This is a genomic window from Geothermobacter ehrlichii (assembly GCF_008124615.1).
GTDB classification, from domain to species: Bacteria; Desulfobacterota; Desulfuromonadia; order Desulfuromonadales; family Geothermobacteraceae; genus Geothermobacter; species Geothermobacter ehrlichii.
The window spans coordinates 198,274-210,819 of record NZ_VNIB01000004.1 but is presented as its reverse complement, the minus strand read 5'-3'; the positions used below and the strand labels follow the sequence as shown (position 1 = coordinate 210,819).

The window sequence follows — 12,546 nt, the reverse complement described above, 5'->3', positions numbered from 1 at the left end:
AAGAATTCATCCACCTTAATGAGCCTGCAAAAAAAAATGATTCGATCGCAATATTGCCTGATGGCGGCATGACATGCAGTCATTTGGCCAAACGGACCCGGCTAAGAGAGTTTTCGGCTGTCGGGGTGGGAGACTTTAGCTTTTTTGTCTGGCCGTCGGGGGGACGGCCGGATGGGTGGGATGCGGAGAGGGACTCAGAGTTCCGGCTCCATGTCGTCGCCGAAATCGTCGGCGTCGTCTTCGAGCTCGTCGATGAAGTCTTCGTCGAGAAAGTGGTCGAGAAACTTTCGATTGTTCTTCAGACAGCGTTCGATGTCCCGCTGCAGTTCGGCCAGTTCCGGATAGCGCTCTGAAATTGTCGCCGGGGCGGATCCTGATGAATCGACGCCGGTCTGTCGCTGTTCATCTCTTTCCTGTTCGCTCACGATGTTCCTCCAGGGTCTGCAGGTAGAGATCGAGATAACGGCTGGCGGAGCGCCGCCAGCTGTAGTCCTGCCGCATGCAGACGGCTACGAGACGTCGCCAGGCCGTCCGCTCGCCGAACCGGGCCAGGGCGCGGTCGACTGCTTGCAGCAGGGCCTGCGATGTCGGCTGTTCGAAGCAGAAACCATTGCCGGTTTGCGGCCGGCTGTCAATATCGAAAATGGTGTCGGCCAGGCCGCCGGTCGACCGCACCAGGGGCACGGCGCCGTAGCGCAGGGCGATCAGCTGGCCGAGCCCGCAAGGTTCGAAACGGCTGGGCATCAGAAAGAGGTCGGCCCCGGCGTAGATGCGCCGGGCGAGGGCGTCGTCGAAGCCGAGCCGGATCGCCACCCGGTCGGGATCGGCCGCCGCCAGGGCCTGCAGGCGTGCACTAAGGGCTCTGTCGCCGCTGCCGAGCAGTGCCAGCTGCACCGGCCGCCGGGCGAGCCTCGGCCAGGCATCGAGCACCAGGTCGATTCCCTTTTGCCGGTCGATGCGGGTGACCATCGCCAGCAGTGGTGTCCCGGCCTGCTGTGGCAGGCCCAGCTCGCGCTGCAGCCGCCGCTTGCACAGGGCCTTGCCGTCGAGGCTGTCGGCGGCATAGGGATACGGAACGGCGCTGTCGGCGGCGGGATTCCAGTCTTCGGGATCGATGCCGTTGAGAATGCCGCTCAGGCGCTTTTGCCGGCTGCGCAGAATGCCCTCGAAGCCGCAGCCGGATTCGGGCGTCAGGATCTCCTGGCAGTAGGTCGGTGATACGGTAGTGATGCGGTCGGCGAAGAAGATGCCGGCCTTGAGGAAGGAGAGCTTGCCGTAGAATTCGATCCCCTCGGGATGGAACAGTTCCTCCGGCAGGCCGAGCAGGGGCAGAACCTCCGGCTCGAACAGCCCTTGGTAGGCCAGGTTGTGAATGGTCAGCAGGCTGGCGATGGATCGATAGAAGGGGGTGCTGTGTAGTTCGGTGGCAAGCAGCAGGGGAATCAGTCCGGTCTGCCAGTCGTGAACGTGGATCAGCTCTGGCTGGAAGCCGAGGCGCGGCAGGGCCTCGAGCACCGCCCGGCAGAAGAAGCCGTAGCGCTGGGCGTTGTCCGGGTAGTCGACGCCCGCCTCGCCGTACAGCCCGTTGCGTTCGAACAGCTCCGGCCGGTCGATGAACCAGACCCGCACCCCCTCGTGGTCGAGCTGCCTGACGCCGCAGACTTCCCGCTGCCTTCCCATGGCAACCGTCAGCCGCAGACCGGTATCGGTCGGTGGAAATCCGCGCTGCCGCACCATGCGGTGCAGAGGGAGGATGATGGCGACCTGGTGCCCCATGCGGGCCAGGGCGCGCGGCAGCGAGCCGGTGACATCGGCCAGGCCGCCGGTTTTGGCAAAGGGGGCGACTTCGGATGCGACAAAGAGAATTTTCATGGCGGTCTCAGACGGGAGGAAGTTTAGCGCAATCGCCCTCCGGAGCGCCAGGGGGAGCGAGGTCGTCGAGATCCAGCCAGGCGGTGTTGCCGCCGGTTTGTTCGCGCCACAGCCTTTGCAGGCTGCCGTCGGCATCGGGCAGCGGTTTGAGGTGGAGCAGAACCCGGTACTGATAGGGGCCGAGCTCGAGGCGCAGCCCTTCCCGGCGCAGGGTCGGCAGGTGCAGCAGTATCTTCTTGCCCTCGCGGATTTCCCGGCCGGAGAGAAACGGCATCTTCTGTACCGCCGGCGCCAGGGCTTCGGCCAGCTCCGGAGACTGTTTCGCCACGGTCCTGTCTTCGGCGCTTCTGGAGACGGCGAAACGGATGCGACCCGCTGTCGGGTGCGGACTGTTGTTGACCACCACCAGCACCCTTTCGTCGCCGTGGCCGTTGCTGAAGGCGAAGACGTTTTCGTCGCAGCCGGTGTCGGTGACGAAATCGTAGAAGCGGAAACTGTCCGCCCCGCTGAACAGGCGCCGCCGGCGCAGCAGGGGGAAGATCTGGCTCTGGTGGTGGCGGAAGAAGCCTTCGTCCCGCTCTTCGTCGAGCAGGGGACGGACGAATTCCATGCCGTACTTTTCGCGCAGGCCCTCGACCTGTCCGTGACCGAACAGCGGCAGCCCGGGCAGGGTGGCGAGCAGGACGGCGACGGCGAAATATTTGTCGCCCTTGCCGAACTGCTCGACGGCGGTGGCTTCGTCAGGATTGTTCATGAAGTTGACGAACCGCTGCAGGATGCGCCGGTCGCAGGCGAGGGTGTCGCGGATGACCCGGTGGTAGCGGGCGTTCTCCTCGTGCTTGAGCATGTTCATGAAGGCACTGTTGTAGACCCGGTGCATGCCGAGTTCGCGCACGAAGTAGCCTTCGAGCATCCAGAAGGCTTCGGCCAGCAGCAGGGTGTCCGGCGCCTCGGCGGCGAGACGGTCGACCACCTGGCGCCAGAATTCCTGGGGAAAGGCGCGGTCGAACTCTTCGGCCGTCAGGGCGAACATGGCGCGGGACGGCACGCCGGAGCCGCCGCCGGGCAGGGGATACCAGAGACGCTGAAAATGCCGTTTCGCCAGGGTCATGGCGGCATCGAACCGGATCAGGTCGAAGCGTTTTGCCACCTGCAGAATCAGCTCGATCATCGCTTCGCGCACGTCCGGCCTGAGATAGTCGAGCTGGGCGGTGTCGTTCCAGGGCAGGTGGGTACCGTCGTTGCCGTGGTAGATGTAGCGGGTGCGGCCGCTGCGCCGGTCGACATGGCGGAAGACGACGGCGGCGTCGCTGTGATCCCAGTAGCCGTCCTCGATGACCAGCTCGATGTCCGGATGCCCGGACAGGTCGGGCCCGGTGAAGCTGTAGCCGGGGAAGGGGGGATGGTCGGTCTGGACGAAGCGCTCGGGATGATCGCGCAGCCAGCGGGAATCGAGGCCGAAATGGTTGGGAACCACATCGCCGCACAGGAGGATGCCGTGCCGGCGGCAGCGGTGCCGGAATCGGTCGAAGGCCGCGTCGCCGCCGATTTCCGCGGCGATGTCGTAGTCGAACAGGGCGTAGGCACTGGCGGCGGCGTCGCGGTTGCCGCGCAGCCGCTTGATCTTTGCCGAGGCCGGCGAGCGTTCCCACAGGCCGATCAGCCACAGGGCGTTGAAGCCGCAGGCTGCGAGCTGCTCCAGTTCGGTGTCGGGAATGTCGTCGAGGGTGCGGACTTCGGTCTGGTAGCGGTGGCCGAGCTGGTACATCCAGACCCGGATCGACTTGGCGATCAGCACCACGTCGGCCATCCAGTCGGCTTCGGGGGTGAAGCCGTCGCTTTCGTGTCCGCCAAGGCCGGGGGGCTGCGGCGGCCCCGCGCCACCGGTCGGCCGGCGCATCTCGGAGCTCACCGCTTCGAATACGGCATCCAGTTCCGCCAGCAGTTCCGCCGGCAGCAGGGGCTGCCAGTGCCGGCGAACCCATCTCAGCTGGTCGGCGAGGCTGTCCGGCTGGCGGCGGAGCGGTTCGCAGATCAGGTCGTAGAGGGTGCGCCCAGAACCTTCGCCTGCTTCCTCAAGGGGAAGTTGCAGCAGCCGGCGGTAGTGGCAGGCCGTCTCCAGCTCGCTGTCGTCGAACAGCGAACGGGCGCCTGCGGCGGCGGGATTGTCGTTCTGGGAGGCCAGGATGAAGATTTCCGGCAGCAAGCGGGCGATCGTCTCCGCTTGCGGCGCATCTTCGTCCGCTTCGGCTGGCGGGAAGAGACGCCGGAACTGGATGAGGGTCAGCTCCAGGTTGCTGTCGGCGGGCGGTTGCCGCCGGTGCAGCTGCTGCCGGCAGAGGTGGCGCTGGGCGCGGCAGAGGGCGGCGAGCAGCAGCAGCTCGCTACCGCTGGCGACGTTGGGGCCCTCGCATTCGCGCAGGGCGCCGGCGATGCGGAACAGCCGCTGCCGCTCGTGTTCCCGGGGGCAGTCCGCCAGCCTTTCGTCCAGCCGCAGCCGGCGCCGGGCCTTGTCCGAAATGGGAAAGGGCTGCCTGAGAGAGTTGCCGTGTCGGTTCATGGCATCGAATCAGCGTTTTTGAGCGGGGTTTTCGCCGCGCAGAAAGGCGGCCGCGTCTTCCGGCGCCACCAGGTTGACCGGCACTCCCGTGGCCTGCTCGATGCCGGTGCCCCGCGCCAGGCAGGGATGAATTTCGAGGTACCAGTGATAGTCGTGGGCCAGCGAGGTCCAGTAGTTTGGACGGCCGAAGCGGGTGTGCTGCGGCGGGGCCGTGCGCAGATAGAGCCGGTACGACGGCGTCCGCAGGGCCTGGCGCAGGCGTGCCAGGACGTTGCGCAGCACCTCGGCCAGCGCCAGCAGTTCGTCTTCGCCGACCCGTACGAAGTCGTGTTCATGCCGCCGGGGGACGAGCCGCAGCTCGAAGGGCCGGCCGGAAGCGTAGGGGACCAGGGCGACAAAGTGGCCGTCGTCGTGAACGATGCCGGTTTCGGTGTGCAGCTCCTGCCGCAGCAGGTCGCACAGCAGGCAGCGCTCCTTGCGGCTGAAATGGTCGCGGCAGTTGTGCAGTTCCGCCGCCATCAGAGGCGGAATCAGGGGCAGGGCGATGATTTGCGAATGCGGGTGCGGGATGTCCGCTCCCGCCAGCGGCCCCTGGTTGCGGAAGAGGCAGATGGCGCGAAAGCGCGTGTCGCGGCGCAGGTCGTTCAGGCGTCGCTGCCAGGTGTGCAGGACGGCGACCAGTTCCTGCGGCGCGAAGTCGGCCAGGTCGCGGTCGTGGTCCGGATTCTCGATGACGATTTCGTGGGCCCCGACGCCGTTCACCCGGTCGTAGAGGCCATGGCCGCGGGGATCGAGATCCCCCTCGATGGCGAGAACCGGATGCCGGTTGGGAATCACCCGGACCTGCCAGCCGGGGGTATCGGGGGGCTGGCGTTCGGGGCGGACTGCGTCGATCTCCGGCGGGGTGCGGCTTTCGTTGCCGTAGCAGAAAGGGCAGAACTCGACCCGGGGCGCCGGCTGTTCGAGCAGAAACTCCTGCAGGCGGCGGCCCCGTTCGCGGTCGACGATCACCCAGACGCCCTTGAGGGGATCCCAGCGGATTTCAGACATGCAACCGGTCCTTTCGACGGTCAGACATACCACTCGTCGGCTTCGAGCAGGGTGCCCCGGTAGGGAATTTCCAGCGGCGCCTCGACCGGCCAGCGGGCCATCTCCCGGTCCTGTTCGCAAAGGTGGAGACTGAGCAGCAGCACGTCCCCGGCCTTCAGCTCCAGCGGCGCCAGCGGGATGGCCAGTTCGACCACCTGCTCTACCGCGCCCTTGCCGCGGCCGACGATCCGGCTGTCGCCGGCCCGATAGAGGAAGACCTCCCCGCTTTTCGGAACGAACCGGGCCAGCCAGGCGTCGGCGGCGGTCAGGTGTATGTCGAGGTGATGCCCCTCTTCGAGCAGGTCGTCCTGGTGCGCGTGCGGGTCGAGACGCAGAAAGAGATGCTTCAGATCGTAACCGAAAAGCAGGCTGGTGAACAGCTGGTCGCGCGGGTGCATGGCGCCGCCGCCGGTCAGGCTGGCCCGGCCGGCGGCGAGCCACTCGAAGTAGTCGCCGGCCTGGCCGTTGATGGTGGGCGTGAACAGGGCCGTCGGTTCGCGCAGCCGCCGCCGTTTGCTGACCGGCGGCTTGATCGGCTGTTTCAGTTCGGGCGGCGCCGACCGGCCCGTCGCCAGGTAGAGGGCTTCGAGATGCCGGCGGAAGAGCAGGTCGAAGGTGTCGGCCTGGGCGCTGGCGTGATCGTCGCCGTACCACCAGAACCAGTCGCTCCCCTCTGCCCGCAGCAGATGGTCGCTCCGGCGATCGTCGGGCTGCGGCGCCTGATCGCCGAACGTCTCGCTCCGCGCCCGCGCCAGCAGCTCCCAGGCCCGGTTCTCCTCCGGGTGGCCGATCCAGATGTGGAAGTCGCTGTTGATCCAGGAGCCGGGGGCCAGCCGTTTCAGGCTCCTGGTCCGGCAGTGGTGCAGTGCTTCGCTGACGGTCGTCAGCCGCAGCCGGGAGGAGGCGCCGATCCCTTCGTAGAGGGTGCGCAGAAAGGGATAGCCGTTCTCTTCGTAGCTCTCCCAGCAGTTTTCGCCGTCGAGAACCAGGGCCAGCAGCCCGCCGGGGGCCTGTTCGGCCGCCCTCTCGAGATGTCCGATCAGGTCTTCGGCGGCCCGTTTCGGTTTCCAGTGGGCGTAGACGAAACCGATGCGGTCGGACAGCTCGAGGTCGCGGAAGATCAGGGGCAGTCCCCGGTAGCTGTAGGGGCGGTAAAGGTCTTTGCGGTTGCGCAGCCCGCCGGGGAGGCTGCGGTGCAGAATCCCTTCGTCGCTGGCGGCCCAGGGAATGTCTTCGTCGATCATCAGCTGCAGGGCTTCTTCGCTGACCGCTCCCTCGGCGGGCCACATGCCGCGCGGCCGGACGCCAAGATAGTGCTGTATCAGGTCGCGTCCGCGGCGGATCTGCAGCCGGGCGTCTTCGGGATGGCGGAAGCCGGTGGCGGGCAGGGTGGTGGCGGGCGATGCCTCGGCGGCGATGGCGGTATTGCAGAGCAGTGGCAGAATGGGGTGCGCGTAGGGGGTGAAGGAGATCTCAATGCGTCCTTCTTCCTCCAGTTGCCGGTAGAGGGGAAGAATGCCGGCGACCTCGGCATCGAGGCGGTCGAGCAGCCCGGCTTTTTCAGCTTCGCTGAATCCCTCCTGCTTGGCCAGCAGCTCTTTGACCGGGGGCTCTTGCCGCAAATGGTGCCCGGTCCAGCTCAGCAGAAACCAGACCTGCAGGTCGCGCAGGTCCTTTTCCCTGAACTCCCCGGCGCCGCCGGTCTCTTTCTTGCGGGCCAGCTCGCGGTAGCGCCTGTTGGGCAGGATGTGCCGCTCGGCGTGCACCGTGAAGAACCGGTCGACGAGAAAGCGGCGCTCGTCATCGTCGAGATCCCGCGGATCGCGGCGGGCCAGCTCGAGCCACAGATCCTGCACTTCGCCCCGGGCGTAACGGTCGAGTTGTTCCACCAGCACCGGCACCAGGTTGAAGGTGATGCGGGCCGCTTCGATTCCGGCCATCGTGCGCAGCATCTCGCCGTAATCCTTGACCGCGTGCAGCCAGGTCCAGGGCAGCAGGGTCAGGCCGCTGACCGGATCGCGATAGTCGGGCTGGTGCATGTGCCAGAGGATGCAGACGTTCAGTTGCTTCATGCCGCGGGCTCCGTTCAGGGGCGCAGATCGCGTTCCTGTTCCAGCGTCTTTTTCCAGGCCGTGATCTTCTCCCGGTAGTGTTCGAGCAATTTACCGGCGGTGGTGGCGTCCTCCGCCTCGGCGATGAGGTGGACGACCGGGCGGAACTGGTCGGGCAGCACCAGCACCCAGGCTTCGCCGTGGGTGATGCGCACGCCGTCGATGAAGCTCGCCTCCAGCTGCGAGGCGGTTTCGCTCATCCGGCGCATGATCCCCCCCTTGTATTCGGCGCTGCACGGCACTTCGCGATGCAGGTAGTGCCTGTGTTCGGCGACCTGTTTCAGGTCGTGCAGACTGCTGCCGGTGCGACAGAGCATCTCCAGCATCTTGGCAACGGTGAACAGGCCGTCGAAATTGGGATGCAGGGCCGGAAAGGCGAAACGCCCGTCGAGGGTGCCGGCCATGACCGTGCCGTTTTTGGTGGCGGCTTCCACCAGGGCACGGCCGTCGACGCGGGTGCGTTCGACGCTCAGCCCGGTCCTTGCCGCCAGTTCGTCGATGACGCTGGGCGCCGAAACCGGGACCACGAGCCTGCCGCCATCGTTGTCGCCGCAGCTCAGGGCGCAGAGGGCAACCAGGCTTTCCAGGTCGCTGAGCACCTCGCCCCGGTCGTCGATGATGGTCAGCTTTTCGCCCGATGGCCCGAGCCAGATGCCGGCCGTGGCGTCGAGGATGACGACGATGCGCGAGAGCTGTTCCAGGAAGAGGGCCTTCTGTTCAGGTGTGGTGCCCGCCTTGCTCTCCTCGACGTGGGAATTGATTTCGACCACCTCGCAGCCGAGCTCGTTGAGCAGTCCCGGCAGCAGGTCGGCCGCCGGCGAATGGTTGAGGTCGATGACGACCTTGGGCCGCCGGCGGCTGAGGAGCTTGCGGTCGATGGCCTTCAGGAAATGGTCGCGGTAGACGTCGTAGGCGCCCGGCATGTCGAAGATGCCGCCCGGTTCGCTGTGGTGGGCGCGTCGGAAATTCTCCTTGAAGTAGATGCGCTCGACGCTCTTGCCCATGGCGGAGGAGAATTCGAGCCCCTCGGCATCGAGAAAGACGATTTCGGTGGCGGCCGGGTCGGTCGGCGACTGGCGGAAGTGGACGCCTCCGACCTCGCCGAAGGTGGCCAGCTTGAAGGTCAGCACCGGCAGGGGGCAGGTCAGTACGTCGCGCACGTTGATGCCGGCCGACAGCAGGCCGCCGACGAAGGAACGCTTGAGCATCCGTGACGAGCGGATGGCGTCACGGCCGGCGAGAATGGTGCTGCCACGCGGCAGGGTGGAGCCGTAGGCCGCGCCCAGCCGGGCGGTGAATTCCGGCGTCAGCTCGACGTTGGTCAGGCCGCTGACCAGCGGCCCCTCGAACAGGGACTTGCGCCATCGTTCTCCCCAGATGAGATTGGTAGTGACCGTCGCATCGGCTTCCACCACCTTGCGCGGCCAGATCTTGACGTTTCGCTTGAGCAGCGCTCCGTCGCCGATGGTGGTTTCGTCGCCGACGATGACGCCCGGCTCGATGGTGACCTTGCGGCCGGTGCGGGCGTTGTGCCCCAGCACCGCGTCGCTGATGCGGGTGCCGCTCTTGACGTAGACGTTGTCCCAGAGGACGGCGCCGTTCAGCTCGACGCCGTCCTCGAGGGTGCAGTTGCGGCCGATGATGCTGTCGCGGATGACGGCGCGGCCGTTGATCTGGGTGTTCTCGCCGATAATGACCAGCCCCTCGAGAACGGCGCCGGCGCCGTTCTCGACGCTCGATTCGCCGCCGAAGTAGATACGTCTGTCAGGGGCGAGCAGCGGTTCTTCGATGGTGACCTCGACCCGGCCGCGGGCGATGTCACGGCAGGCTTCGAGGTAGGCGTCGGTGTTGCCGATGTCGGCCCAGTAGCCCTCGAGCCGGCAGCCGAACAGCGGGGCGTCGTCCGCCAGCATGGCCGGAAAGACGTCTTTCGACCAGTCGCGGTTGCTCTGCTCGGGGATCAGGTCGAGGACGCCGGGCTCGATCACGTAGATGCCGGTGTTGATGGTGTCGGAAAAGACTTCGCCCCAGCCCGGTTTTTCGAGGAACTTGGTGATGCGGCCTTGCGCGTCGGTGATGACGACGCCGAACTGCAGCGGGTCGGATACCGAGGTCAGGGCGATGGTGGCCTGCGCCTTTTTCTGCCGGTGAAAGTCGATGGCCCGGCGCAGGTCGATGTCGGTCAGCAAATCGCCGCTGATGATGAGGAAGGTTTCGTCGAGAAACTTGGCCGCGGCCTTGACCGCGCCGGCGGTGCCGAAGTCCTCCAGCGGGGTGACATAGCGGATGCGGACGCCGAACTCGCTGCCGTCGCGGAAGAAATTCTTGATGATTTCCGGCTGGTGATAGAGGAGCATGACCAGCTCGGTGATGCCGTGCCGCTTGAGCAGGTCGACGATGTGCAGCATGATTGGCCGGTTGGCCAAGGGAATCATCGGCTTGGGCAGGTTGATGGTCAGGGGCTGGATGCGGGTGCCGAAACCACCGGCCATGATGACGGCTTTCATAGTGGACGTATTCCTCCATGCCAATGAAATGCGCAACGCTCGCCGGAAGCGAAAGGCGATGGCCGGCCGGCTGCCGTCCTCAATCCCCCCCGCCGTGGTCCGTCATGGCCGTCTGTCGCCACCGGGTTCCGGTGCCGAACAAGTATATCAACAGCCGGCGGCTGCGCAACGCAGCCTCCGGCAGTCTTTTTCGCCGTCCAAATCCACCATCTGCTTTTCGCGGACCGGGGATGCCGGAACGGGCACAGATGCAAGGCATCCTGCCGATTCTGGTTCAGCGGTAGCCCAGGCTACGTCGAGCACCGAAGGCGCAGCTTGCGGGCTTGTCCTGCCGCCCGGAAGATGGCATAAAGGCGCCATGCGCGAAAAACGGTACCGGCTCTTTTCCGAGGTGATGAAGCGGCGGTTCGGCGGCCGGGTGCACAAGATCTCCGTCGATGCCGGTTTCGGCTGTCCCAACCGCCAGGGCGGACGGCGGGGAGGCGGCTGCATCTTCTGCGACCCCGGCGGCTCCGGCGCCGTCGGCATCGATCGCGGGCTGGACGTTGCCGGCCAGATCGAGGCCGGCAAGGAGGTGATGACCCGCAAGTACAAGGCGAAGCGGTTCATGGCCTATTTTCAGCCGTTTTCCAACACCTTCGCCCCCGTCGAACGGCTTCGGATTCTCTACGACGCCGCCCTGGAGGTGCCCGATGTCGTCGGCCTGGCGGTCGGCACCCGCCCCGACTGCCTGCCGGACGAGGTGCTCGACCTGTTGGCCGAATACCACCGGCGCACCTGTTTCTGGCTCGAAATCGGTCTGCAGAGCAGCCACGACGCCACCCTGGCCGCCATCGGCCGCGGACACGACTACGCCTGCTTTCTCGACGCCTTCCGGCGGGCGAAGGCGCGGGGGCTGCAGGTCTGCGTGCACGTGATTCTCGGCCTGCCGGGCGAGACGCGTGAACAGATGCTGGCCACCGCCGACGAGATGGCGCGTCTGCAGGTCGACGGCATCAAGCTGCACCTGCTGCACGTGCTGGAAGGGACCGAGCTGGGGCGGATGTACCGCGACGGCGGGGTTGACGTCATGGAGCGGGACGCCTATGTTGATCTGGTCTGCGACGTCATCGAGCGGCTGCATCCCGCAACCCTGATCCAGCGGCTGACCGGCGACGGGCCGCGGGATCGCCTGCTGGCGCCGCTCTGGTCGCTGAACAAGTGGGAGGTGCTCAACGCCATCGACGACGAGCTGCAGCGGCGGGGAAGCCGGCAGGGGAGCCGGCTGTGCCATCCGGCAGCCACCTGAGAGATTTTCATGGAGGAATCGTGCGACGTCTGATTTTCGGCACCCGAAGCTATCACTGGTTCGAACGCCTGGTGGTGGCCGCCCTGACCGCGCTGGTCAGCATTTCGGTGGTTCTCACCCTGATCCAGTCCGGCGTCGAGCTTTACCAGGTCGTTCTCACCGGCCCGGCCCTGTTCGACCACAACCAGTTCATCAAGGTTTTCGCCTCGTTCATGACCGTGCTCATCGCGCTCGAATTCAATCACACCGTGCTGGCCGACATCACCACCAAGAAGCCGATCGTCAAGGTGCGCGCGGTGTTGCTGGTGGCCATGCTCGCCCTGGCCCGAAAGGTGGTGCTGGTCGATTTCAAGGAGGTTTCCTACACCTCGATGCTGGGCCTTGCGGTGCTGATCATCTGCGTTTCCGGCGCCTACTGGGCGGTGCGCCGGGACGAGTTCCTGTCGGAGGGCGAGTCGGAGGAGGGACGTGATTGAGATCATCACCACCGGCGGCACCATCGACAAGGTCTACTTCGACGCCAAGAGCACTTATGAAGTCGGTGAGTCGCCGGTGGGCGAGCTGCTCAGGGAAGCCAATCTGACCGTCGACATCCGGGTACGCCCCCTGCTGCGCAAGGACAGCCTGGAGATGACCGACGCCGACCGGGCCCAGATCCGGCGGGCGGTGCAGGAATCGGCCACCGAACGGATCGTCATTACCCACGGCACCGACACCATGGTTGAAACCGGCCGGGCCCTGCTCGGCATTGCCGGCAAGACCCTGGTGCTGACCGGAGCCATGCTGCCGGCCCGCTTCCGCTCCACCGACGCCCTGTTCAACGTCGCCAGCGCCATCACCGCCGTGCAGCTGCTTCCGCCCGGCGTCTACATCGCCATGCACGGCCGTATCTTCGATCCGCGCACCACCCGCAAGAACGTGGCCGAAAACCGCTTCGAAACCCTCGCCGGCGACTGAGGCCGTGCAAGCGCTATCCTTGCCCGGAATCAGTACTTTGTGGCAGCGCGTAGCTGAACACGCTGCGTTCATTTGCCGGAGCCAGGTAGTCGGGGAAAACGAGGGCGAAGGCTTCGGCGGGAGTCCGGTAGAAAGAACCGATCTGTTCCCTTGATTCTGGTG

The 12,546-nt window shown here is 66.0% G+C and carries 9 protein-coding genes; 3 read left to right on the top strand and 6 right to left on the bottom strand.

The features are described 5' to 3' along the window. Nucleotides 1-194: 194 nt before the first annotated feature. The 6 genes from EDC39_RS06320 to EDC39_RS06295 are packed head-to-tail and all read right to left on the bottom strand — an operon-like array spanning nt 195 to nt 10,139. Complete coding sequence (locus EDC39_RS06320; protein ID WP_148895537.1) at nt 195-425, bottom strand: hypothetical protein; 231 nt, start codon at nt 423-425, stop codon at nt 195-197. Next, the gene (glgA, locus tag EDC39_RS06315; RefSeq protein WP_148895536.1) at nt 403-1,872 is read right to left on the bottom strand and encodes a glycogen synthase GlgA; all 1,470 of its coding nucleotides are present in this window, start codon (nt 1,870-1,872) and stop codon (nt 403-405) included. Before glgA ends, EDC39_RS06320 begins: the two co-directional genes overlap by 23 nt. A gap of 7 nt (nt 1,873-1,879) precedes the next feature. Beyond that, nucleotides 1,880-4,432: an alpha-amylase family glycosyl hydrolase gene (locus EDC39_RS06310; RefSeq protein WP_148895535.1), complete on the bottom strand. Its 2,553-nt coding sequence runs from the start codon at nt 4,430-4,432 to the stop codon at nt 1,880-1,882. A 9-nt stretch (nt 4,433-4,441) separates the two neighbouring features. Further along, nucleotides 4,442-5,482: a galactose-1-phosphate uridylyltransferase gene (locus EDC39_RS06305; RefSeq protein ID WP_148895534.1), complete on the bottom strand. Its 1,041-nt coding sequence runs from the start codon at nt 5,480-5,482 to the stop codon at nt 4,442-4,444. 20 nt (nt 5,483-5,502) lie between these two features. Next, nucleotides 5,503-7,593 (bottom strand): glycoside hydrolase family 57 protein, encoded by a 2,091-nt coding sequence (locus EDC39_RS06300; protein WP_148895533.1) that lies wholly within the window; start codon nt 7,591-7,593, stop codon nt 5,503-5,505. Between the two features lie 14 nt (nt 7,594-7,607). Then, nucleotides 7,608-10,139 (bottom strand): mannose-1-phosphate guanyltransferase, encoded by a 2,532-nt coding sequence (locus tag EDC39_RS06295; protein WP_148895532.1) that lies wholly within the window; start codon nt 10,137-10,139, stop codon nt 7,608-7,610. A 358-nt stretch (nt 10,140-10,497) separates the two neighbouring features. Between EDC39_RS06295 and EDC39_RS06290 the strand changes: the two genes are divergently transcribed. From EDC39_RS06290 to EDC39_RS06280, 3 genes are read left to right on the top strand one after another with little or no spacing between them, the layout of a single operon-like run. Beyond that, on the top strand, nt 10,498-11,427 hold the full coding sequence (locus EDC39_RS06290) for a TIGR01212 family radical SAM protein (protein ID WP_148895531.1): 930 nt from the start codon (nt 10,498-10,500) through the stop codon (nt 11,425-11,427). 20 nt (nt 11,428-11,447) lie between these two features. Continuing rightward, nucleotides 11,448-11,903 (top strand): phosphate-starvation-inducible PsiE family protein, encoded by a 456-nt coding sequence (locus EDC39_RS06285; RefSeq protein ID WP_148895530.1) that lies wholly within the window; start codon nt 11,448-11,450, stop codon nt 11,901-11,903. After that, nucleotides 11,896-12,384, top strand: coding sequence for an asparaginase domain-containing protein (locus EDC39_RS06280; protein ID WP_148895529.1), 489 nt, complete (start codon nt 11,896-11,898; stop codon nt 12,382-12,384). The genes EDC39_RS06285 and EDC39_RS06280 overlap by 8 nt, the downstream gene beginning before the upstream one ends. Nucleotides 12,385-12,546 lie beyond the last annotated feature (162 nt).